This is a genomic window from Hellea balneolensis DSM 19091 (genome assembly GCF_000428525.1).
Classification (GTDB): Bacteria; Pseudomonadota; Alphaproteobacteria; order Caulobacterales; family Maricaulaceae; genus Hellea; species Hellea balneolensis.
The window spans coordinates 640,076-662,038 of sequence record NZ_AUAC01000002.1 but is presented as its reverse complement, the minus strand read 5'-3'; the positions used below and the strand labels follow the sequence as shown (position 1 = coordinate 662,038).

Here is a 21,963-nt window from a genome sequence, read left to right as displayed (position 1 = left end):
GGAGTATGGCGGCTTATGAACCAACTATTGTGAATATTATAGCGGAAGATGCACCTCATAAATACCGTCCTCAGCACAAGTTTTAAAACATGCCGCGTGATTTCCTAATGGGTTCAATTCTAATTTCTTTATTATTTCGGCATTGTCTATCATAGCTCCAATAAAAGCTGTTCCGTGATATGCGCAGAATATAGCATCGATATTATCGCCATCTTTTACATTGGGGTATCGAATAAAGAATTGGTCAGTTGATTTTTGTGAACCCTGAATAAGTTCAGCTGAATTTTGAAATAATGAAATAACTGATTCAAGTTCAGGATTGTCGGATAACTCGTAATTTGTAAGCCATCTCACAATAATAATTCCGTTCCCTGAAAATACCCTACCCGTCTTATCATACCAATGCGCAAGACATTGTTTGACGGCCCAACCATTTAGATGTTCTGTGAAAAGTTCTGGTTTAAACTTTAATTTACTATGGGGTTGCAAAACTCCCTTAGATTCTACCCATTGCGTTCCTCCATTACTAAAGAATGATTCAAAACCATCAATATTATGCAAGCAACCCTTAGTTAACTTACTTAAATAATCGAGTTTTCTTTCATCTGACAAGCCATCATAGAAAACTGGTGATTGCATAACGGCAATGAGCGCAGCAAGTTGATCTTGAGGTCCTGAATTATTATTACATCGTTTACATGCTGGGACTTCCATTCCTTGTAATCGTCGTTTGTCCCAAAACATAATTTTTGGAGGCGCATGTTCAATTGTTTGTGTGACGACACTTCCACCACAAATACAACAGAAAGGGTGATCTTGTTGAAAGGCCTTTAATCTGGTTAGTTTGCGTTTCTTTTCACCCATGGCGTGTCCTTCTTCTAAACTTAGTTGTCATGGATAATGTGAATGGGCTCTGAAAACTCGCCTATCCTTGACGATTAAGTAGGTCTGTCTGGCGGGTTTTACCTAGCAGGATGGGGCATAAATCGGAAAATATCTTTCTTCCACACCCTTACGTTTGCTTTGAATGGCAAGGGCTTCACGGGCGCTGATATTGAGATACTTAGAGGGCGCGGGCATATATTCCTAAACTGTCATTTCACGCGCCATAGTCACAGGGCTGTGAAGACTGCGGCAAAAGCGTCACCAAAGGTAAGATTCGCGGCCAGAGCAATAGGAGCGACCTGAATAAACCCGCGTCATCTTGACAATGAAACGGGTCAGTTCGGGGTGGTTTGGCCTAGCTACGCGGGCTCCAAATCAAGGCGTGAGTCTTATCTTTCACGTCTTTGCATTGGCCGAGATTGGCCCACAGACGAATAGACTTTACGCGCCGAAATATTGAGATGTCGAACATTGCGGAAGTATATTTTTTCCCTGACCTTCCGCCCGTCATATTCCAGGCCGCACCTACTTCGCCCATTGCATCACCAAAGAGGTTTCCATCAAGCTCTTGGGTTTTGGCTTTGCGGGATTCAATTAGAAGCCAAGCAAGATACGCGCATTCAAACCCATAGCGGTGAACACCCTCAGAGTAATCGCCTTCGAGGGCTTTACGTTTCCAACAGGTTTTGATCATGGGGTAAGGCGTCTTAGAAACCATATTGTTGGCACAAAGACCCAATACCCTTTCTGCCCCCTTGGACGTGAGCCGACAGCTAGAGAGCCTTAAACCGCTCCAAAGACACTAATTTCCTTTGGCCTTACGGCCATTCATCGCGATACAAATTAGCGCCTTTTACGGGTGCAAATGCCTAAGGCATTTGGCCTGCATTATGTTGGGTTTTTCGAAGGCGTGATGGCTCTCAATCTGCCTGCTTTTCACTGGGTGTCAGCAAGGGGATTGGCCCTTTGCGACAACAACATGGAGACTACCAATGTCAAAATCTATTGGAAACGTAAAGCTACTCGAAGACGGTAACTATGAGGGCATTCTGGCTATGGGTGTGAATGAGCGCATCCGCATGGTTCAAAATGAAACCCGCAAAGCCAAATCCCAAGAGCCTGATTTCATCATCTTCGGTGATACAATGGGCGAAGTAGGCGCGGCCTGGAATATGACGGGCGAAACGTCAGGAAAAAAATATATTTCCACAACGTTCGAACACCCCAATATCTCGGCGCGTAAAGTCTATGCCAATCTCGGCCAACGCAAAGGCGCAAAAGATAAAACTCACGCCTTGATTTGGAACCCGCGTAGCTAGGCCAAAACACCCCAGACTAACCCGTTTCATTATCAAGATGAAGCGGGTTTTTTCATGTCGTTTTCTCAATTTTTAGATGCATTATTTCTTTGAACACTACCAATAATATGGTAATTATAACTATGGGCGCTCAATATATAAATAACACGACCGAATGGCTGTCTTATGCGTCTTGGACGTGGGAGGTGCTGCGGCGTAATCCTGACTATATGAGCTACTATAAATCCCTCAAAAATAAGGGATTAGAGACGCGGTTTATTGAGAATGAGACGCCGCTTATTATTGCGTCTCAAGGTTATCCCACAGCTAAAAAAGCGGGGCTGTTATTTCCGGCTGACCCTGAACTCGATGCGGGATTAGGGCAGGCCATGTGGCACCCAGACGCGATGAAATCTGCTGTGCGCTTTCATGTCTTGCCGCGTCATGAAATAGACCGCCGCGATAAACCTATCCAGCTTTCGAAATTTCCGGCCCGTCAAACGCATTTTTTAGATGCCAATGGCACCTATCATATACGGCTACTAGGCAAGAATTTTTGGTTTCAAATGCAGTGTGATGGACTGCCCGAAATTGACCCAAATGCCTATATCGGTTTTGAAAATAATCGGGTTGGAGACTACCAAAAAAGGCTCAAAACACAGGGGCAAATTTACGGTATTTATGACGGCTCTATCCCCCTTGATTCAAAACTTCATGTGCCTGCCAGATTAGCCAGTCATCAAAAAGCGATGATTGCTTATGATATTCAGGAAAGCGGCGGGGCATTATCGACCATAGTTTCGGCCTTTTTTGAAGCCGAATTAGTCGTCAAAAATACGGATGATTTCAAGGATTATGACCATCACGCCAAAAATGCTTTGAAGCGCGCAAAAGCCTATATTTATGGGGATTATTTGGAGATTTTAGATAAACAATAATCATTAAAAGTCCTCCAAAATGGGCAGGTAAAATTAAGAGTAAATAAAAAATTCCTAAATTAGCCTTCTCAATCCACCTTAAATATGCACATGATTCGAAATGTTGGAACACGCGCTAAAGGACGGGCCAGCATGTATTTAGTGGGCGAGGTATGGTCATGGAAACGCAGATAGAAGGACATGGTAATAAACGTGTTATCTTGTTGCCGACGAAGAAAAGTCCGTTCTATCTCCCCAAAGAAGCCGCGCGATATTTACGCCTATGCCCGAAGACTTTAGAGAAATATCGTATCGCGGGAATAGGCCCTACGTTTCGGCGGCATGGCGGTAAAATTTGTTATCATGAAGATGACCTTTATGATTGGTCATCAAAACAAGTTGAAGAGATTTGAACATGATAACCCATGTTCAAATTCACTTTGTGAAGGATATCATAAATCATCGTCTCCTTTTTGGGGATCCTGTTGAGATTATAAAACTTGATAGATTTCGGCGTCTGGCGGTCTTTAAACCTCAAAGTATTTTTGGATATATCCGTTGGCGTGCTAATAATTTCGGGACGATAGATTGGAAACTCTATGTCGTTAAATCAGGCACTGAAGGATTAATGACACAGGTGAGGGGGATATCCCCCGCCGTGAAACTTCTGGTCTCTGTCAGTGGCCGTGATCCTATGAAACGCGGATTGGCCGTCATGGATGATATAAAGGCGCAATCTAAAAATGGGCTTATCGGCGTGCCAGAGAGTTATTGGCAGGCCGTGCACACAAGCCTGCTATTGCGTAAACCCGTTCACGAATTGCCTCGACATTACAGAAAAGAGGCGTTGTCTCATGCTCGGTAAATTCATCATTGCAGGCGTAATAACAATGGCGGTTATTGCGACGAGCGCAGAGATTGCCTTTCCGCCTAAGCCGCTCATTTTATATAATCCTAGCCCCTCGGCTCCGATTGGATTTTACAAATTAAACACAGATGTGCCCCCGACATTAGGCGCGCAGGTCGCCGCTTATGCGCCTGAATGGGCCCGAAAAATGGCGGATGAACGGGGCTATTTACCCTATGATTACCCCCTGATTAAACCGGTTATGGCCGTATCAGGAGATGAAGTTTGTTATCATAAATCGGGCGTTCGCGTCCCGAATGGTGCCGTTATTCCCGTACTCGGTCGGGACCATTCGGGGCGCGAAATGCCGGCGCTATCGGGCTGTATTTTTCTGAAATCGGATGAATATTTTATCGCCAGCCCTGATGTGCAGGCAGGATTTGATAGCCGATATTTTGGTCCTGTGAAACTTACGGATATTCTTGGTCAGGTGGAATATCTGGGAAAATCTAAAAAAAAGAAAATGTCGAAAAATGTAGGTTTTATGGGGTTTGAGGGGTGATTTTCTTAGGACAAGATAAAGGGCCCGGCCCATCATGGCCTAAGCCATTGTCTGCACATCTGCTTTTGCGGGACGTAGCCCGCAGCAAGTGGGACGCGGAATATGCGCTATTGCCCATAGCAGCGTGGGTTAAGGCCGGGACAAAGCCCATTTTAGGTGTTTTTGCCTGTTATAGCTGTAGGGCGATGCCGTGAGCACGGAGAACCCCTTCCATATAAAGCTAGGACGTATTTATGCGCCTAATGGAACGGGTAAGTTTGTGAGTTTTGCGGGCCAGGTGAGGCAGGCGGCGATGCGAAGCGCACGCTCATCGGGGCGTACCCGAAAAACAAGCGCGGCCGCTGAGCAATATTTTTCCCGCCGCGTGATTGTAAAAGTCAATCTCGTGAAGATGGGCAAACAGGGCTACGCAACCCAAAAATTGCACCTCGATTATATTCAGCGTGATAGCGCCGCGCGCGAAGGTGATGAGGGGTCGCTTTTTAGCCGTGATGATGTCTTTGCAGATGCCGATGAATTTCAGCAGCGCGGTAAAGATGACCGTCATCAATTTCGGATTATTGTATCGCCAGAAGACGGAAAAGAATTTGAGAGCCTGACGAGCTATACGCGGGGCATCATGCGCCAAATGGAACGTGACTTAGGTACAAAGCTAGATTGGGTGGCCGCCAATCATTATGACACGGCAAATCCGCACACGCATATTGTCATTCGCGGCGTCAAATGTAATGGCAAAACACTTATCATTCCGCGTGAGTATATTTCTTACGGGATGCGTGATGTCGCGGAGGACATTGCTACGCGTGAACTTGGCCCGCTCAACCAAATTGATATTGCCAAGAAACTTGCCCTGCAAGTGAGGCAAGATCGCTTTACGACCCTCGATAGAGATTTGAGCGAGCGCGCCGTTAACAGTATCGTTGATTTATCCAAGATTCCTTTGGACGGAACAGACTGGGCGCAGCGTCTACAAACATGGCGTGTCAAACAGCTAAGCCGTATGGGACTTGCAGAGAAAATAGGCTTTGGAAAATGGCGCTTAGAGGAGGGGTATGAGCGCACCTTGAGGCGGCTTGGAGAGCGCGGCGATATTCTCAAAGCCTATCACAGTTCATTGAGCGCAGCTAAGCTTGAGCGGCATATCATCAATGAGCCGATATATGACGCGCAGAGTGATCGCGCCAAGCCCATCACTGGGAGAGTTGTCAGTAAAGGGATCTTGGATGATGTGAATGACCGCTCTTATCTCGTCGTTGATACGATGTCGGGTGAAGCCGTATTTGTGGAGACGGGGCGCGCGGCTAACATAGCCGATATTAAGCCGGGCATGATTGTTAAAGTGGGACCGCAAAGCTATGCACCTAAACAATCAGATCATACGATTGTAGACATTGCCTCAAGACGCGGCGGTATTTACAGCCCATCCCATCATGAAATGAGCGACCCTTCCGCGCGCGAGGAGTTCATAAAAGCCCATGTGAGGCGGCTTGAAGCTATGCGCCGTAAAGGTCATGCCGAGCGCAATAAAGACGGCTCATGGCAGATACCGAAAGATTATCTGCGGCGCGCCAGTGCTTATGAAAAAGCGAATGGCTTCGGCAACCCCGTAAAGCTCGATATTCTCTCACATATGGCTCTTGAAGATTTACCAAGAGCTGTCGGTAAGACCTGGCTCGATAGTGAGCTGATGTCGGGCGCCTCGCATACGGCCCATGGATTTGCCGAAGAGGTTGAAGCGGTGAAGGTTCAGCGGCGGCAGTTTTTGATGACTGAAAAGCTGCTTAGCAAAGACGGTGTTGTGACGGATGCAACGCTTAAATCGTTGGAGAAAATTGATCTCGATACGCTCGGTGATAAGCTGAGTTCCGAGTTGGGTAAAGCGTATAATCCTGCGCCGCAACAAGGCCGTATCTCCGGCACATATCGAGAGGCGATTCAGAGGCCGAGCGGTAAATATGCCGTGGTTGAAAAGTCTAAAGAATTTTCACTGGTGCCGTGGCGCGAAACGATGGACCGTAATTTAGGTAAATCCATATCTGGCGTTATCAAAGGTCAGACAATCTCTTGGACACTGACCAAGGGCATTGGGCGGAGCATTACTTAACAGGAGGACGGACTATGAAACTACCATCAGGGAACACTACTTTTCTTATTTTAGGAGTAGCGATGATGCTGTCCGCATGCGCCAAGACATCTCAAATTGCTAGTGAGGAAAATTTTAAAAAGGCGCTTAATGCTCATTTTTCTAAAATGAAAGAATGTTCTGGCGTTGGCACGGGTGTGGATGATGAGGGATATGTTGGAGTCTTCCATGCTGAAGGAAGGGACTGGACGGCGAAAGACCGCGAACGATTTGAAGTACTTGAAAAATTGGGTGTGCTTGAGGTTACGAGGTTTCAGAAGTCAGAGAAAAGCACTCTTAATCCTGGCAGCACAAATGCTGTTGATTACGTGGGCTATACGTTTTCGGCTATGGGTGCTCAATATGTTAGACCCGCAGAACTTGATGCAGGCAATGTTCAAGCTGGTATTCCACAGTTGTGTTATGGAACTAAGCAAATCGTTGATGTGCTTAATTTTACAGAACCAGTGGCTGTATCCGGAGTGAAAGCATCCAATGTGAAGTTTACATACAAACTTGTCGATATTGCTCCATGGGCAGATAGTCCTTCTTTAAAAGCCAGTGCGAATAACACATTAGAAGGCAGTGAAGATTTGGTGCTGACTAAGAATGGCTGGAAGCATCACTTGGTTGTTAAGTAGCTTAGTTAACTGATGGGGGCAAAGGAGACATTGGCACGGTTTCGCTTGCTCGCTAATCAGAACAACATTTTAAAAGGGCTGCACGTGCTTTGAATGCTGGTTTGTGGTTCTTTAGTTTTGTCATTTTGATCTCCTAGTTTGAGAACAGACAACACAAATTTATAGCTTAAGTCACTGTCCAAATATTGGAGGGCACCTCAATTAGCGATTATGGGGTTGATGTAAGAACAATCAATCAGGATCACCTCACTATGAAGAGTAGTATATTCAAAATGAAATACCTTGAGTCTCAGTTATTTCATAACGCCCGTTTGAATGTCTTTTAAATGTTAGGGCTTTATGACTCTCACCTTGTCCAATAGTGCAACCTGCGTTGAATTTAGTAAGCCCATTAGATATGTCAGCGACATCAAAACTGTAAAATTTACGATTATCACAAACATGATCAGCAACAACGTTTGCCACTTCACTCGCGGGAATTGCATTTGAGTAAAAATAGCCTTCAATAGTTATAAAATCTACAACAACAGTAATCTTGTTGTTTTCCTTAGGGGGAGAAAGGTGTTCACTTGTAATACATGAGGATAGCCCGAATGTTCCTAAAAAAAGGAGGATTTTAAAGTATTTCATATTATTGTCTCAGTTAGCGTTGGTAAAGCTTAGCGTATTCTTCGACAACGGGCATTGCTGTGATAAAATCCACAACGATTCTTAGAGTTCTCTTTGCCCTACGAAACTTTAGTAGGCGTTAAACTCTATTCCAAAGGGGAAAATATTCAAGTCCTTAAACCATTTTCGCACTCAATTTAATATTTTATCATACCATCCCTAGGCATATTTGCCACTGAGCTAATGTCTGCAATGAGGATAATTTTCCGGTTTCGATAGTTACGCCAAACCACCTTGAAACCCTTCCGTTTCATGTTCTGTTGTCGCTGATACACAGATGTCACCTTTGCAATTCCATTGCTTGCATCTGAGCCTGTTTTCAAATTCATCCACGAACAACATGCGTATGTGTGACTTGTGAAAATAGATGCAGGGCATTTCATACCAAGTAAAGCCGCATGATTTACATCGTGCTTCAAGCCTATCGCCGCTATCAAAATCCAATATCTGCAATTGCCGTTTCCAAGTCACCAGAAATCCTCCGCGCGAGGGATGCGGGTGAAACTAATCTTGCCGCCGAGATTTCCGCCGGGCGGTAATTTCCACGGCCCCATTGTCACCAATGATTTACCGTAACGACTATTGAGACCATCCATAGCGGTTGTTATATTTTCCCATTTGGTGCGCTCGGGGTCATCATTGATAAGCATATCAAGCTGGCGCGTATCAGATGTTGTAAGATCGCCAAGGGTGACACCAACACGCACAATTTTTACGTCGCGTCGGAGTTTAGCTCTGGCCTCTGCCCATAAAACATCAAGAGCTTTGAGAACGGCTTGATCGTCATTGGCCATATGGAGCTTATGCTTGGTAGACCATCCTGCCTCTTTCATGCCTGACAATCTCAGGCTCAGCCACATATAAAGGGTGGAGGCATAATATCCTTCTCGGCGCATACGGCGCGCGGCTTTAACAAGCAGAAGCCTCGAACAATCGCGGGCGTCTTTAAAGTTTCGAAGGTCTGGCGGCAAGACGCGGCCATGACCAAACATGCCGCGCTCAGATTTTTGAGCCTGAACTTCATAGCCGTGTAGAGCATAACAAAGGCGCTCACCGGTAACATTACCCCATAGTTTGCGCATTTGTTTTGGCTGTGTGGCAAGCAAGTCTTTCATGTTGTAAATACCAGCTTTGAACAGTCGTTTCTCCATATTGCCGCCAATGCCTGGAATGTCGTCAAAGGGAAGATCGAGTAACGGCCCCGGCATCATATGCGGATGCCATATGGTCACCCCGTTAGGCTTATCCATTTTGCACGCAATTTTAGCTAGATGTCGATTAGCGGCAAAACCAATGGAACAAGTGATGAATGGCCCGACGCCTTCTGTGATACGGGATTTTATTTTTGAAGCCACGCCTTCAGGGTCAGCAATGTTGCCTTTATCGAGTACGCAGCACAGCTTATCGATGGACTTCACGGCCTCAACGGGCAACACGCTATTGATCTCGGCCAGCAGAGCATTGTGAGCACGGCGGTAAAGATCGGGGCTTTGGCATTGCAAGATAAGTTCAGGGCATATTTTCTTGGCATCACGAAATCTCATGACGTTTTTAACGCCGCGGGCTTTGGCTTCCTTTGAACAGGCAATGACAACCGTATGCACAGTTCCATCAAAAGGAACGATGCCGACAGGCTTGCCGCGCAGGGCAGGGCGCGCCTGTTGCTTAACAGAGGCAAAGAATCCGTCAAAGTCGAGATAGAGCCTTTCTATTGTATCTGGTTTTCGCATGTTTCGTCCATAAGTAGCGCGACGAACGAAAAAGAACAAAATAGGAACATTAGTCAATGGAAAATTAGGAATTTAGTCCTTTTATACGTGGATAAGCTGAAAATATTAGACAGTGAGAGGGGCCTAACCTTACGGAAACGCGGCGGGGTTGACGATAAAAGCAAATCACCTGACAGCGTGAGAAGGTCGGTAATGAAGCAATCGTGGCTACGGTCGATATTTTCTAACCGCAAAAATCTGTAAAATAGAAAAACAGGGAATAATGGGGAAAAATGGGGAATAATGCCCCTTAATTCACTCCATTTAGAATCTAGACGGAGATCCCAGTTTTCTGACAGCCTTAGTCCAACTCGAAAGGACTATGGCTATGTCGCCACAAAGCATTCTCATTGGACAAATCATCGTTGTATTCACGACAATCATTCTGACCACTTGGTATGCAACGCAATGGGTCGCGCTTCAGTTTGAGTATGATGCTTATCTGGGAAACGGCTTATTCTCCGTCGGCAAACACACTATCTATTCACCCTGGAGTTTGTTTCCGTGGTGGTATCAGTTTGATGCTTATGCGCCTCACATATTTGCCAAAGGCGGACAGATTGCGGCAGGCGGCGGGTTCATCGGAACAGTGTTTGCTATCATCGGCTCGGTAGCACGCGGACGCTCTGCTAAGAAGCTCAATACATTCGGTTCCTCGCGTTGGGCGACTAGTAAGCAAATTCAGCGTGCAGGCTTAATGGGGGTTGCAGGTGTTTTCCTGGGCCGCACTAAACACGACTATATCCGCCATGAAGGTCCGGAACACGTCATGGCGATTGCGCCGACACGTTCCGGTAAAGGTGTGGGTCTTGTCATTCCGACGCTCCTGTCATGGACTGATAGCGCTGTTATTCACGACATCAAAGGCGAGAACTGGCAGCTCACGTCAGGATGGCGGTCAACATTCTCTCATTGCTTATTGTTTGATCCGACCAATGCTGCATCTGCAAAATATAACCCCTTGCTGGAGGTCCGCAAAGGCGAGTGTGAAGTCCGTGATGTTCAAAATATAGCAGATATTCTGGTTGACCCGGAAGGTATGCTGGAGCGCCGCAACCATTGGGAAAAGACGGCGCACAGTCTCTTAGTCGGCACTATTCTCCATATTCTTTACGCCGAGCCAGAGAAAACATTAGCTCGCGTCGCGTCATTTCTTTCTGACCCCAACCGCTCTTTTGAAAAGACACTCGTAGTCATGATGAAAACTAATCATCTTGGGAATGCAGAGAAAGAAGGCGTACATCCAGTTGTTTCGCAAGCCGCGCGTGAGCTGCTCAATAAATCAGACAATGAGCGTTCAGGTGTTTTGTCAACTGCGATGAGTTTTTTAGCGCTTTACCGTGATCCCACAGTGGCCGAAGTCACCTCAAAGTGTGACTGGCGGATTTCTGACCTTATGAATGCGGATAAGCCTGTCTCGCTTTATCTGGTCATACCGCCGTCAGATATCTCCCGTACTAAGCCGCTTGTCCGCTTGATCTTAAATCAGATTGGCCGCCGCTTAACGGAAGAATTGGTTGTTAGCGGTGAAGCCAAACCGAAGCGCCAACTTCTATTGATGCTGGATGAGTTTCCGGCTCTTGGACGGCTTGATTTCTTTGAGAGCTCATTAGCGTTCATGGCGGGGTATGGACTGCGGGCTTTTCTAATATCTCAATCCTTAAACCAGATTGAAAAAGCTTACGGACCTAATAATTCTATTCTTGATAACTGCCATGTGCGGGTTGCGTTTGCGACGAATGATGAGCGAACAGCTAAACGTCTCTCAGATGCTATCGGCAGTACCACAGAAATGCGGGCCATGCGTAACTATGCCGGTCATCGCCTCGCGCCGTGGTTATCGCACGTCATGGTGTCTCGCCAAGAAACAGCGCGCCAGCTCATCACGCCGGGCGAGATCATGCAGCTCCCCGCCAATGAACAGCTTATTCTTCTGTCAGGGTTTGCCCCCATTAAAGCCAATAAAGTCCGCTATTACGCAGATAAGAATTTCACAGGCCGTGTCACAGCGCCTCCAACTCCCCCCTTCGGTAATGGTGATCTTTCCCCTGATAGCCCTTGCATGTGGGGCGCGCGGACACGGCTTGTGGATGACCGCCTTTATTCAGCTATCGATGAAGAGGAGCAGGCCAAGATAGCGGCGCGCCTCAACGCAAAAAAAGACGAAGGCGGTAAAGACCAAAATCCCGAGCTTGTTGGGCGTGATACGCCAACCATCAGAAAAACGGACAAAGACAAGCCTGCAGATATTGAAGCGGCTGATCCGGTTCTGGCTTCTGTTAAAATTGGTCAATTTGTGCGCGAGCCAAACACATTGCAGCGCGCGCACGGCCTTACGCAAACAACAGATCAAGACTTAGGAATTTAATTATGGCTGATAATCTCACAGCTCGCGTTCGGGCCCGTATTTCTCCTCAAAATGCAATGTTCTTAGCTGATAGAGCGCGCACCTCAGAGAAATCTAAATCACGTCTTATCAATGACGCGCTTTCAGCCAGTTTTAGCTATGAAATTGATGATGAGCGGGACGGTAAAATTCTAGACCGCCTAGATATGATGATGCGCCACAATCATCGTCATTCACGTGATCTCAACCTTCAAATGGAAAGCTTTGCGCTTTTCCTGCATTTCTTCTTTACGCTCTCGCCGGAAATCCCCGTGACTGATGAAGATGCGCGCGCCTCACGCGGCGTTACGCTTCTCAATCAATATCTGGACCAGCTTGGCTCTAAGATGAAAGGCGGCGGCAAGACGTTCAAACATGCGCTGTCAGATATTCTTATTTCCGATGATGACTTTTTTAGAATGGATGAGCTGAAGCTTCTCAAAACCCTCAAATCCCAGCGGATTACATCGGGGGCTAATGATGTCTAGCACCCAAAACCCCGTTACATCAGAACGTACATTAGCCATGCTGCGCACCGCCCTTGGTGATGACATTGTGACCGCTCTGGACGATGCCAAAGTTATCGAGATCATGGTCAATCCTGACGGTAAGCTTTGGCTTGATAAAATCGGCACAGGGATGAGTGATACGAAAGTGATTATCACGCCCGAGCAAGCCGAGCGCGTTGTCCGTCTTGTCGGCACTCATATCAATCAAGATGTCACAACAGAAAACCCTATTGTTAGCGCCGAACTTCCCGGCAATGGGGAGCGCTTCGAAGGTCTATTACCGCCTGTAGTCTCCGAGGCTGCTTTTACCATCCGTAAAGGGGCGGTTTCAGTATTTAGATTATCAGATTATGTCAAAGCAGGCACGATGACTCAGACGCAAGCCGAGGCGTTAACTTACGCGGTTGAAGCCCGTCAAAACATTGTCATAGCAGGCGGAACATCATCAGGCAAAACAACTCTGGCAAATGCCTTGTTAGCTGTTGTCGCCGAGACGGGCGACCGCGTTGTAATTCTCGAAGACACAAGAGAGCTGCAATGCGAGGCGGAAGATACCATTGCGCTGCGCACCCACGGTAAGAACGTGAAGCTATCAGATCTTGTGCGTTCAACCCTCAGATTGCGGCCAGACAGGATTATTGTCGGTGAGGTGAGGGGGCCGGAAGCCGTCGACATGCTCAAGGCGTGGAACACAGGCCATCCCGGCGGCATTGCGACGGTCCATGCCAATTCGGCCAAGGCGGGACTTTCCCGCATCGAGCAACTCATTCTTGAAGGCGTGCAAACGGTTCCGCGCACTCTGATAGCGGAGGCGATTGACGTAATTGTCTTCATTTCCGGACGGGGCTGTAAACGGCGTATCGAAACCATTGCGCGCCTGATTGATGTGAAGGGTGAGAGCTATCAGCTCGAACCTCTCAGAGCTCCATCCCCCATTTTGAACCTCACTTATCAAGGAGATCACCATGCAAGCACCACTTGCCATTAATATACAATCACGCCTGTTGCTTGGGTTTGTTATCATTGCAGCAGTTTTCATGCTGTTCCCGCATACGGCGCACGCGGCAGGATCGGCCATGCCGTGGGAAGCGCCGCTGACCAAAATACTTCAATCTATTGAAGGGCCGGTGGCGAAGATCTTCGGGACGGTTGTTATCATCATGACCGGGCTTGGACTTGCCTTTGGTGATGCAGGCGGCGGCGTTCGCAAGCTCATCCAAATTGTCTTTGGATTGTCAATCGCCTTTACCGCGACAAGTTTCTTCCTGAGCTTCTTCAAGTTCTCCGGCGGAGCAATGATTTAATGAGCGAGGGTCTTCCAGAAGGCTTTGCCATCCCGCTTCATCGGTCATTGACTGAGCCTATTCTTATGGGCGGAGCGCCGCGCACAGCAGCGATCATGAACGGGACAATAGCGGCAGCCTTCGGACTTGGGCTTCAGCTCTGGGCGCTCGGCATCATTTACTACGTCGTGTCCCATACGCTCTGCGTCTTTCTGGCTAATCGTGATCCGCAATTCATGGACGTGCTGGTCCGCCATATCAAACATAAGGCTTATCTCGCATGTTAAACCTCACTGAATATAGAAAGCGTCCGAACTGTCTTGCAGATTACCTGCCGTGGTCAGCGCTTATCGCGCCCGGCGTGGTTCTTAATAAAGATGGCAGCTTTCAGCGCACGGCGAAGTTTCGCGGGCCTGATTTGGAAAGCTGCACCGAAGAAGAATTAGTCGCTACATGTGCCCGTATCAATAATGCGCTGCGCCGCTTTAGCTCGGGTTGGGCCCTTTATTTTGAAGCCGCCCGCATTGAGGCCCATGACTATCCGCGTTCAGAGTTCACCGATGCCGCGGCGTGGATAGTCGATCAAGAGCGCTGCGGACAATTTGATGAGAACTCCGAACTGTTTGAGAGCGTCTATTATCTAACTTTTCAATTTATGCCGCCAGCCGACCGATCTTCAAAAGCTGAAAGCCTGCTGATTGAAACGCCTAAAGACGAAACGCCATTATCCGCGCAAGACCACCTGCATAGTTTTCAGTCGGAAACGGATAGATGTCTGGACCTTCTCAAGAACCAAATGCCGCTAGGGGCATGGCTGACCGACAATGAAACCCTGACTTACTTACATTCAACTGTATCTCCCATGCGCCACGCCGTTGTCACTCCCGATGTTCCAGCCTATATTGACGCTGTGATTGGCGGGACCGACCTTGTCGGGGGGCTTGTGCCGCGCCTTGCTAATCATTCCATCCATATTTTGACCATTCGCGGCTTTCCCAATGAGACGACACCGGGGATACTTGATGAGCTGAATAAGCTTGGTTTTTCCTATCGCTGGATGACGCGGTTTCTGCCACTCGGAAAATCTGACGCGGTAAAAACAATCACCAAAATACGCCGTCAGTGGTTTGCCAAGCGGAAATCAGTCCTCGCGCTTCTCAAAGAAGCCTTGCTCAATGAACAATCTGTCTTGGTTGATAGTGATGCCGATAATAAAGCGGCGGATGCTGATGCAGCCCTGCAAGACCTTGGCGGTGATTATGTTTCTTATGGTTATCTCACAACATCTATATGCGTCATGCATCCAGACGCCGCGACGGCAGAGGCTCGGCTTCATGCTATTGAACGCATTATCAATGGCAAAGGCTTTGTCACCATCCACGAGACTGTCAATGCAGTCGATGCCTGGCTCGGCACGCATCCCGGTAATGCTTACGCTAATATTAGAACGCCGCTTGTTTCCACCCTGAACCTTGCTCACCTCATGCCGTTATCAGCAGTGTGGGCGGGGCCGGTGGAAAACAAGCATTTCGAGGATGCACCGCTTCTATACGCAACAACAGAAGGTCATACGCCGTTTAGACTTGTTACCCATCAAGGCGATGTAGGACATATGCTTATTGTCGGGCCGACAGGGGCAGGTAAATCGGTCCTGCTCAATCTGTTATCATTGCAATTCAAACGGTATCAAGGCGCGCAGGTATTCACCTTCGATAAAGGCGCGTCATCGCGGGCCATGATTGAAGCCTTGCAAGGTGATTTCTATGACCTCGCTTCAACGGAATCCGAGCTAGTATTCCAACCGCTTAAAAATATTGATGATGAGGCCGAATTGTCTTGGGCCCTCGAATGGACGCTTGGACTACTTGCCAATGAATCCGTCGAGATTACGCCCGATGTCAAAGAGGTGGTGTGGTCAGCGCTTCAAAACCTTAGCAGTGCCCCCATCGACCAAAGAACGCTGACCGGATTATCAGCCCTACTGCAATCAAAGGACCTGCGGCAAGCGCTTAAGCCTTTCACGTTAGATGGCGCCTTTGGTTACTTACTGGACGGGAGTAAAGATACGCTCACGCTAAATTCTACGCTCGCCTTTGAGATGGAAACGCTGATGCACAGCAAAGCGCTTGTCGCGCCTGTCCTGACCTATCTCTTCCATAAATTAGAATCCCGCTTTGATGGCAGACCAACATTTTTGATACTGGATGAAGCTTGGGTGTTCCTTGATGATCCAATGTTTGCAGGCCGCATCCGTGAATGGCTCAAAGTGCTGCGTAAGAAAAATGTCTCGGTGATATTTGCGACACAATCATTATCCGACATAGCAGACTCGCCTATTGCGCCAGCTATCATTGAAAGCTGTCCGTCACGTATATTCCTGCCCAATGACAGGGCTATGGAGCCGCAACAGCAGACACATTATGACAGCTTTGGCCTGAATAAACGTCAAATCCAAATCATAGCCTCCGCTACGCCTAAGCGGGATTATTACTTTCAGTCGCGCGCGGGCAACCGCCTGTTTGATTTACAGCTTGGCCCTGTAGCTATGGCCTTTTGCGGTGTCGGGACGGAGGCAGGACATAAAGACCTCGATCATGTTCTGGATAGTCACGGCCCTGATAATTTTGCCGTGAACTGGCTCGACTTTAAGGGTCTGAATTGGGCCGCCGATCTTATCCGCACTGCATTTGACATAGAAGAAGAGGAGGATTTGCCGTGGCTCGACGTAGCAGAATAATACCGTTGGCATTGGCAGCCATTATTGGACTTTCCCATGCGCCAATTGCGAGCGCACAATTTGGCGGCATCGTCTATGACCCTGCCAATTTTAAGCAAAATTTCTATACGGCTGTCAGAAGCCATACGCAGATCATCCGGCAGGCCGCTCAGCTACGCAATGAAGCGCAAATGTTGATTAATCAGGCTAAGCATCTCTCAAAGCTTGATGTGAATGCGGCCGCTGAGCTCAATCGTATCTTGAGCGAGATCGCTTATCTAAATGCCCAGGCTGAAAACGTAGCTTATGAGGTGAGCCGCACTCGCCAGCTCGTAAAAGAACAATATCCAGAAACCTATAAAGGCATGACGGAAGATGATTTTTATGTTCGCGCTGAAGAGAACTGGCAGATGTCCCGGAGCGCTTATAACGACGCAATGGTTATGCAGTCCAAGATGGTCGAAAGTTTGGAAGATGACCGCGTTGTTTTAAACAATCTGACTAATAAGAGTCATGGGGCTACGGGCGCACTCCAAGCCACACAGTCAACAAATCAACTCATTGCGTTGCTTATCAAGCAATCCATGCAAGCTCAGCAAATGCAGGTGACGCAATATCGTGCCGACAGTGTTGAGCAAGCACGTCGATTAGCCAGTGAGAAGGAAGCGCGCGAACGCCTCAAGAATTTTGTTGGGTCTGACTCTGCTTACAAAGGGACGCCATAATGGAAGATCTTGGCGTCATTGATAAGTTTGTTGAGACGTTCAGTCGATACATTGATAGCGGCTTTGGGTTGCTTGGCGGCGAAGTTCAATACCTGACGGCTATCATCATTGGTATCGATATTACGCTTGCCGGACTTTATTGGGCCATGGGGTCTGACACATCCGTTATCGGGAAGTTTCTCAAGAAGGTTATGTATGTTGGTGTTTTTGCGCTCATCATTACAAACTTCTCGGGTCTATCTCAAATTATCTTTAAGAGCTTTGGGGGATTGGGACTTCAAGCAACGACAACAACCCTGACACATGAGCAACTATTAAAACCGGGCTTTATAGCAAATACGGGATTCAAGGCTGCCCATCCGCTTCTTATAGAAATCGGAAACCTCACAGGCCCGATTGATTTCTTCACCAACATTGTTCTTATCAGCGTACTTGCCTTGGCTTGGGTGATTACGATATTTGCTTTCTTCTTTCTTGCGATACAGCTTTTTGTCACTGTTATTGAGTTTAAGCTGACAACACTAGCAGGCTTTATCCTCATCCCATTTGCGCTCTGGAATAAGACATCATTCCTTGCTGAAAAAGTGCTGGGTAATGTCGTGGCCTCGGGCATCAAGCTCATGGTTCTAGCTATTATTGTCGGTATTGGCTCAACCATGTTTGGCGAGATAACCTCAGCCTTTCAGCCGGTCACTGATCCGGTCACGGGTGTCGTCACAACAGCTTCTGTTGGACTTGCAGATGCAGCAGCCGTAATTTTAGCGTCAATGGCTTTACTTGCCTTGGGATTGTTCGGTCCCGGCATCGCAACGGGTCTTGTCTCTGGAGCGCCGCAGTTAGGGGCTGGCGCTGCTGTCGGCACAATGGCCGCTGTTGGTGCGGGAGCACTCGCAGGCGGGGCCGTAGCAGGCGCAGTAGGCAAAGGGGGCATGAAGGCTGCAACGTCATCCGTTAAAGCAGGCGCCTCTATGACAGGCGGCACAAAGCTCGCCTTTGCGCTTGGTAAAATGTCCGTGGGGAATGAAGGGCACAAAGGCAACATTGCTGGAGCCGCAGCCGTTGCTCAAGCGGGCGCTATGTCTGTTGCCAAAAAAGTAGGCGGTAAAGCTCTAGCCGCAGGCGGAGCAATATCGACAGCGCATGGCAATGGCGCGCGCGGCGCTATGCGGGCACTGTCCAAAGGTATGAAGCCCGCCACCCCAAGTACAGCCACGGCAGGCGGCCCAAAGGCGCAGCCCGATTGGGCCAAGAAAATGAAAAAGCAACAACACACTCGCAATGCAGGCCGACACGCAGCTCACGCTATGCGCGGTAATGGCGGCGGCAGTGCGAGCGGCCCATCATTAAATCCAGACGGTTAGAGGAGAATATTATGTGGAAATGGAAACGCAATCAGAGCAAATATGGCAATACGCCCGTGCCGGAAACGCCTTATCAAAAGGCTAAGCAGGTCGTTGATAACCGGTTAGGGTCAGCTCTCGTGCGGGGAAAAAACTGGCGCGTAGCTTGTTTTGCTTCCTTCGGTCTTTCTGCGCTATTGGCAAGCGGCATGATTTATCAAGGCGCGCAAGCCAGTGTCCAAGTCCATGTTGTTGAAATCGACGCGGATGGCGGTATAAAGTCTGTGAACCCGCTACAGGGCAAGTTCGAGCCCAGCGACGCGCAAATTGCTAATCAGCTTGCGCGGTTTATAACCAATGTTCGCTCTGTCTCGATTGATCCCGTCGTCCTACGTGATAATTGGCTTGAGGCCTACGGTTTCGCCACTGATCAAGCGTCAATCACGCTTAATGATTACGCCCGCGATAATGACCCGTTCTCAGCAGTCGGCGAGCGCAGCGTTACCGTTGATGTTATCAGCATTGTGCGCTCATCAGGCGATAGTTTTGAAATTCGCTGGCGCGAGACTGAATTTGCGCGCGGGGCTAAAATGAGCGCCCAGACATATACGGCCTCGCTCTCGATTATCACCCAAGCGCCCAGGGACGCGCAGACACTACACCGCAATCCACTTGGCCTCTACGTACATAATCTCAACTGGTCGAAAGACCTCACAACAGCCGTAGGAGCACAATAATGAGACAGCTATCATTCGTAAAAACCGTATCCGTTTTGGCTATCACTATAAGCCTGACGGGGTGTGCCAGTCTTCAATCCGCCTTTGAAGATGTGAAGGCAGAATTTAAGTCACCCGGCACTGTGACTAAGCCTGATGAAATGTCCCGCGCCGTATATGTGGCCGAAGTTGGGTCTGGGGCTGATGAAGAAACAGAGTTTGAGGCGTATATCGACCCTGCGGTGCATTATCCAGATATGGTGATGCCAAGTCTCATCATGGAAGGCCAAATGAAGCCCAAGCCTGTCAATGTTGAGTTCTTTGATCAGCCAAGCATGACGGGGTTTCAGGCGGTCAGCTATGCGAATGAAAACGCAATCGTAAAGCCCACATCCGAGAACTATCTGAATGCCATACAGCTTTATCCCTATACGCCGGGGTCATTGTATCAAGTCTATGCGTCTCCCTCACAGGTCACGGATATAGCGTTGCAACGCGGCGAAGCGCTGACATCGGTATCAGCGGGCGATACGGAGCGCTGGACGGTCGGAGATACAGTGTCCGGGTCAGGCGCTAATGAGCAGGTGCATATTCTGGTAAAGCCCATGGCGGCCAAATTATCGACCAATGCCGTTATCACGACGACCAAGCGCACTTACTATCTCGACCTCAAATCTTTTGCCGATACCTACATGGCGGCGGTATCGTGGCGCTATCCCCATGAAGCGCTTAAGCAAATCAAGAAGGTCGTTCCGAAACAGCCGCGTTTCAGACAGGCGACTTTTGAAAAGGCGGATTTAGACTTTAAGCAAGAGAACCTTCGCTTTGATTATACCATCAAGGGCGACAACCCCAATTGGCGGCCTACGCGCGTCTTCGATGATGGCAAGAAGGTCTTTATCGAGTTCCCGAAAAGCTTGGCGGTCTCGGAAGCGCCGCCATTATTCGTGACAGACCGAAAGGGCAAGAAAAGCAAGCTCGTCAATTACCGCGTCAATGGTGAGTATTATGTCGTTGATCGTCTCTTTGATTTTGCCGAGTTACGCCTTGGCGAAAAGAAGCAACAGGTCGTTCGCATTGAGCGCCAGCTGTGAGCGATATTCCTCCAGATCTCACAATCAGGGCGTGGCCAAGGGCAGTTCGCCGTTTTAGTCGCAAGGCTCTGATCGGTGGGAGCATAGGGTTAGGCACAATTATGTTCGCAGCACTAGCCGTTGCGCTTCAATCTCCGGATTATGACGAGGCGAAGAGCGATGAGCTATACAATGTCACACATAAACCCATGGCAGCAGGCTTAGAGCTATTGCCCAAGTCATATGGCGAGATGAAACCAAGGCTTGGGCCGCCATTACCGGGTGACCTTGGCGCGGCCTATATGAGCGCTGATCTTGAGTCTGTGCCTGTAGAGCCTGACGCAGGCTCTAAGCCGCCGCAAAAGCTGGCCTCATATTCAGCGCCGAGAACAGCCAAACCGGCTTATCAGCCAATCCCCGTTCAGCCTGTGCCACAGAATGAGGGCAGTGCCAGTCTCTTTTTTGAATTAAGCGGGCGCGGTATCAATAGGCAAGCAGCGCAAATCGCGAGCGTTAGCGGCCCATATATACCGCCGCCCGAATATCCGAGCTTTAATCCACCGCCATCCGGTTTTGATTCAAGTCCGATAAGTTCTGACCCAAATGGACAGGGCACTAAACAGGCGTTCATAGACCGCGAGACTGACTATATTTACAATAGTCACGGCCTTGTATCACCGCGCTCACCCTATCAGGTCATGGCGGGCAATCTGATCCCGGCGTCACTGGTCACAGGGCTTAACTCGGATTTACCGGGACAAGTTATCGGCCAAGTCACCGAGAACGTCTTTGATACCGTAACAGGACAGCATCTGCTTATCCCGCAAGGATCTCGCCTGATGGGGCGCTATGATAGCGTCATTGCTTTCGGGCAGAGCAGGGCACTTGTTGCCTGGACGCGGCTTATTCTTCCCAACGGCGATAGTATTCAGCTTGATAACCTGCCTGGCTCAGACGCCCAAGGCTTTGCAGGTCTCAAAGATAAGGTGGACCGTCATACATGGCAGTTCATCAAAGGTGCGGCTTTGTCGTCGCTACTCTCAATAGGCTCTGAGCTTGCCAGTGATGACGGTGATCGGTTGACGCGTGCTTTGCAGAATGCCGGCCAAGACACCGCAAATATTGCGGGGCAGCGCATCATTGACCGAAACCTCAATGTGCAGCCCACACTCAAAATACGGCAGGGATGGCGGTTTAACGTCATTGTCAGCCGCGATCTCATTCTTAAACCTTACGGAGGATAGTTATGGCTGACGCCAAACCCAAATTGAAATTACCAAAATTGCAGCAACACAAACCTGTCAAAGTCCCTGTGACGCTACCTTATGACGTCAATCAAGATCTGGAGGCTTATGCCGCCATTTATGAAAATACTTACGGGGAGAAACAGCCCGTAAACGCTCTCATACCGTCCATGCTTGCCAGCTTTCTAGCTAGCGATACTGGATTTAAGAAGGCTAAGCGCGAGCTAGCTTAACTGTTTCGATTAACGCCAATTTTGAAAG

At 48.5% G+C, this 21,963-nt stretch carries 23 protein-coding genes; 19 read left to right on the top strand and 4 right to left on the bottom strand.

From position 1 onward, the window contains the following. Window positions 1-36 precede the first annotated feature (36 nt). Together F569_RS0103335 and F569_RS0103325 are read right to left on the bottom strand one after the other, a co-directional pair. Complete coding sequence (locus tag F569_RS0103335) at window positions 37-864, bottom strand: hypothetical protein (RefSeq protein ID WP_026941038.1); 828 nt, start codon at window positions 862-864, stop codon at window positions 37-39. A gap of 376 nt (window positions 865-1,240) precedes the next feature. Beyond that, complete coding sequence (locus tag F569_RS0103325; protein ID WP_162143730.1) at window positions 1,241-1,579, bottom strand: DUF736 family protein; 339 nt, start codon at window positions 1,577-1,579, stop codon at window positions 1,241-1,243. Window positions 1,580-1,877: 298 nt separating this feature from the next. Between F569_RS0103325 and F569_RS0103320 the strand changes: the two genes are divergently transcribed. The 7 genes from F569_RS0103320 to F569_RS18710 all read left to right on the top strand — a co-directional run bounded on the left by F569_RS0103320 (window position 1,878) and on the right by F569_RS18710 (window position 7,272). Further along, window positions 1,878-2,204, top strand: coding sequence for a DUF736 family protein (locus tag F569_RS0103320; RefSeq protein WP_026941036.1), 327 nt, complete (start codon window positions 1,878-1,880; stop codon window positions 2,202-2,204). Window positions 2,205-2,311: 107 nt separating this feature from the next. Continuing rightward, window positions 2,312-3,121 (top strand): hypothetical protein, encoded by an 810-nt coding sequence (locus tag F569_RS0103315; RefSeq protein WP_154813625.1) that lies wholly within the window; start codon window positions 2,312-2,314, stop codon window positions 3,119-3,121. Between the two features lie 158 nt (window positions 3,122-3,279). Beyond that, the gene (locus F569_RS0103310; protein WP_034387593.1) at window positions 3,280-3,513 is read left to right on the top strand and encodes a helix-turn-helix domain-containing protein; all 234 of its coding nucleotides are present in this window, start codon (window positions 3,280-3,282) and stop codon (window positions 3,511-3,513) included. A gap of 2 nt (window positions 3,514-3,515) precedes the next feature. Continuing rightward, entirely contained in the window at window positions 3,516-3,965 is a 450-nt protein-coding gene (locus F569_RS0103305) for a DUF2840 domain-containing protein (protein WP_026941033.1), read from the top strand. Beyond that, window positions 3,955-4,509 (top strand): S26 family signal peptidase, encoded by a 555-nt coding sequence (locus F569_RS18715; RefSeq protein ID WP_026941032.1) that lies wholly within the window; start codon window positions 3,955-3,957, stop codon window positions 4,507-4,509. Before F569_RS0103305 ends, F569_RS18715 begins: the two co-directional genes overlap by 11 nt. Before the next feature lie 190 nt (window positions 4,510-4,699). After that, a complete protein-coding gene (locus F569_RS0103290) occupies window positions 4,700-6,613 on the top strand; it encodes a DUF3363 domain-containing protein (protein ID WP_026941030.1) in 1,914 nt (637 codons plus the stop codon). A 14-nt stretch (window positions 6,614-6,627) separates the two neighbouring features. Then, window positions 6,628-7,272 carry a hypothetical protein gene (locus tag F569_RS18710; protein ID WP_154813624.1) on the top strand — a complete coding sequence of 215 codons (645 nt, stop codon included), beginning with the start codon at window positions 6,628-6,630 and terminating at the stop codon, window positions 7,270-7,272. Between the two features lie 267 nt (window positions 7,273-7,539). On the opposite strand, the gene F569_RS0103280 is transcribed toward F569_RS18710, so the two are convergent. Both F569_RS0103280 and F569_RS0103270 read right to left on the bottom strand, forming a co-directional pair. Beyond that, complete coding sequence (locus F569_RS0103280; protein ID WP_026941028.1) at window positions 7,540-7,902, bottom strand: hypothetical protein; 363 nt, start codon at window positions 7,900-7,902, stop codon at window positions 7,540-7,542. 506 nt (window positions 7,903-8,408) lie between these two features. Next, window positions 8,409-9,671, bottom strand: a complete 1,263-nt coding sequence (locus F569_RS0103270; RefSeq protein ID WP_026941026.1) for a Y-family DNA polymerase — start codon at window positions 9,669-9,671, stop codon at window positions 8,409-8,411. Between the two features lie 367 nt (window positions 9,672-10,038). Between F569_RS0103270 and F569_RS0103265 the strand changes: the two genes are divergently transcribed. From F569_RS0103265 to F569_RS0103210, 12 genes are all read left to right on the top strand, one after another. Beyond that, window positions 10,039-12,078: a conjugal transfer protein TraG gene (locus tag F569_RS0103265; protein ID WP_026941025.1), complete on the top strand. Its 2,040-nt coding sequence runs from the start codon at window positions 10,039-10,041 to the stop codon at window positions 12,076-12,078. A gap of 2 nt (window positions 12,079-12,080) precedes the next feature. Then, window positions 12,081-12,584 (top strand): hypothetical protein, encoded by a 504-nt coding sequence (locus F569_RS18705; RefSeq protein ID WP_051279205.1) that lies wholly within the window; start codon window positions 12,081-12,083, stop codon window positions 12,582-12,584. Further along, complete coding sequence (gene trbB, locus F569_RS0103255; RefSeq protein ID WP_051279203.1) at window positions 12,577-13,593, top strand: P-type conjugative transfer ATPase TrbB; 1,017 nt, start codon at window positions 12,577-12,579, stop codon at window positions 13,591-13,593. The genes F569_RS18705 and trbB overlap by 8 nt, the downstream gene beginning before the upstream one ends. Continuing rightward, a complete protein-coding gene (locus F569_RS0103250; RefSeq protein WP_051279201.1) occupies window positions 13,571-13,909 on the top strand; it encodes a TrbC/VirB2 family protein in 339 nt (112 codons plus the stop codon). The genes trbB and F569_RS0103250 overlap by 23 nt, the downstream gene beginning before the upstream one ends. After that, window positions 13,909-14,175 (top strand): VirB3 family type IV secretion system protein, encoded by a 267-nt coding sequence (locus F569_RS0103245; RefSeq protein WP_026941022.1) that lies wholly within the window; start codon window positions 13,909-13,911, stop codon window positions 14,173-14,175. Before F569_RS0103250 ends, F569_RS0103245 begins: the two co-directional genes overlap by 1 nt. Then, on the top strand, window positions 14,169-16,625 hold the full coding sequence (gene trbE, locus F569_RS0103240; protein WP_026941021.1) for a conjugal transfer protein TrbE: 2,457 nt from the start codon (window positions 14,169-14,171) through the stop codon (window positions 16,623-16,625). Before F569_RS0103245 ends, trbE begins: the two co-directional genes overlap by 7 nt. After that, window positions 16,604-17,329 carry a P-type conjugative transfer protein TrbJ gene (gene trbJ, locus F569_RS0103235; RefSeq protein ID WP_034387143.1) on the top strand — a complete coding sequence of 242 codons (726 nt, stop codon included), beginning with the start codon at window positions 16,604-16,606 and terminating at the stop codon, window positions 17,327-17,329. The genes trbE and trbJ overlap by 22 nt, the downstream gene beginning before the upstream one ends. Further along, window positions 17,329-18,690 carry a P-type conjugative transfer protein TrbL gene (gene trbL, locus F569_RS0103230; protein ID WP_026941019.1) on the top strand — a complete coding sequence of 454 codons (1,362 nt, stop codon included), beginning with the start codon at window positions 17,329-17,331 and terminating at the stop codon, window positions 18,688-18,690. The genes trbJ and trbL overlap by 1 nt, the downstream gene beginning before the upstream one ends. 11 nt (window positions 18,691-18,701) lie before the next feature. After that, window positions 18,702-19,406, top strand: coding sequence for a conjugal transfer protein TrbF (gene trbF, locus F569_RS0103225; protein ID WP_034387140.1), 705 nt, complete (start codon window positions 18,702-18,704; stop codon window positions 19,404-19,406). Then, on the top strand, window positions 19,406-20,479 hold the full coding sequence (gene trbG, locus F569_RS16255; protein ID WP_051279198.1) for a P-type conjugative transfer protein TrbG: 1,074 nt from the start codon (window positions 19,406-19,408) through the stop codon (window positions 20,477-20,479). The genes trbF and trbG overlap by 1 nt, the downstream gene beginning before the upstream one ends. A 101-nt stretch (window positions 20,480-20,580) precedes the next feature. Beyond that, window positions 20,581-21,702 carry a TrbI/VirB10 family protein gene (locus F569_RS0103215; RefSeq protein WP_051279196.1) on the top strand — a complete coding sequence of 374 codons (1,122 nt, stop codon included), beginning with the start codon at window positions 20,581-20,583 and terminating at the stop codon, window positions 21,700-21,702. Between the two features lie 2 nt (window positions 21,703-21,704). After that, window positions 21,705-21,935 carry a DUF2274 domain-containing protein gene (locus F569_RS0103210; protein ID WP_026941016.1) on the top strand — a complete coding sequence of 77 codons (231 nt, stop codon included), beginning with the start codon at window positions 21,705-21,707 and terminating at the stop codon, window positions 21,933-21,935. Window positions 21,936-21,963 lie beyond the last annotated feature (28 nt).

What these genes read in the sequence shown, in the direction of transcription:
- F569_RS0103335 (WP_026941038.1), bottom strand. Translation starts at nt 864, where the DNA reads ATGGGTGAAAAGAAACGCAAACTAACCAGATTAAAGGCCTTTCAACAA.
- trbE (WP_026941021.1), top strand. Translation starts at nt 14,169, where the DNA reads ATGTTAAACCTCACTGAATATAGAAAGCGTCCGAACTGTCTTGCAGAT.
- F569_RS18705 (WP_051279205.1), top strand. Translation starts at nt 12,081, where the DNA reads ATGGCTGATAATCTCACAGCTCGCGTTCGGGCCCGTATTTCTCCTCAA.
- trbL (WP_026941019.1), top strand. Translation starts at nt 17,329, where the DNA reads ATGGAAGATCTTGGCGTCATTGATAAGTTTGTTGAGACGTTCAGTCGA.
- F569_RS0103315 (WP_154813625.1), top strand. Translation starts at nt 2,312, where the DNA reads ATGGTAATTATAACTATGGGCGCTCAATATATAAATAACACGACCGAA.
- F569_RS0103215 (WP_051279196.1), top strand. Translation starts at nt 20,581, where the DNA reads ATGTTCGCAGCACTAGCCGTTGCGCTTCAATCTCCGGATTATGACGAG.
- F569_RS0103325 (WP_162143730.1), bottom strand. Translation starts at nt 1,579, where the DNA reads ATGATCAAAACCTGTTGGAAACGTAAAGCCCTCGAAGGCGATTACTCT.
- trbF (WP_034387140.1), top strand. Translation starts at nt 18,702, where the DNA reads ATGTGGAAATGGAAACGCAATCAGAGCAAATATGGCAATACGCCCGTG.
- F569_RS0103280 (WP_026941028.1), bottom strand. Translation starts at nt 7,902, where the DNA reads ATGAAATACTTTAAAATCCTCCTTTTTTTAGGAACATTCGGGCTATCC.
- trbB (WP_051279203.1), top strand. Translation starts at nt 12,577, where the DNA reads ATGTCTAGCACCCAAAACCCCGTTACATCAGAACGTACATTAGCCATG.
- F569_RS0103250 (WP_051279201.1), top strand. Translation starts at nt 13,571, where the DNA reads ATGCAAGCACCACTTGCCATTAATATACAATCACGCCTGTTGCTTGGG.
- F569_RS18715 (WP_026941032.1), top strand. Translation starts at nt 3,955, where the DNA reads ATGCTCGGTAAATTCATCATTGCAGGCGTAATAACAATGGCGGTTATT.
- F569_RS0103320 (WP_026941036.1), top strand. Translation starts at nt 1,878, where the DNA reads ATGTCAAAATCTATTGGAAACGTAAAGCTACTCGAAGACGGTAACTAT.
- F569_RS0103265 (WP_026941025.1), top strand. Translation starts at nt 10,039, where the DNA reads ATGTCGCCACAAAGCATTCTCATTGGACAAATCATCGTTGTATTCACG.
- F569_RS0103245 (WP_026941022.1), top strand. Translation starts at nt 13,909, where the DNA reads ATGAGCGAGGGTCTTCCAGAAGGCTTTGCCATCCCGCTTCATCGGTCA.
- F569_RS0103310 (WP_034387593.1), top strand. Translation starts at nt 3,280, where the DNA reads ATGGAAACGCAGATAGAAGGACATGGTAATAAACGTGTTATCTTGTTG.
- F569_RS0103270 (WP_026941026.1), bottom strand. Translation starts at nt 9,671, where the DNA reads ATGCGAAAACCAGATACAATAGAAAGGCTCTATCTCGACTTTGACGGA.
- F569_RS0103305 (WP_026941033.1), top strand. Translation starts at nt 3,516, where the DNA reads ATGATAACCCATGTTCAAATTCACTTTGTGAAGGATATCATAAATCAT.
- F569_RS18710 (WP_154813624.1), top strand. Translation starts at nt 6,628, where the DNA reads ATGAAACTACCATCAGGGAACACTACTTTTCTTATTTTAGGAGTAGCG.
- F569_RS0103210 (WP_026941016.1), top strand. Translation starts at nt 21,705, where the DNA reads ATGGCTGACGCCAAACCCAAATTGAAATTACCAAAATTGCAGCAACAC.
- trbG (WP_051279198.1), top strand. Translation starts at nt 19,406, where the DNA reads ATGAGACAGCTATCATTCGTAAAAACCGTATCCGTTTTGGCTATCACT.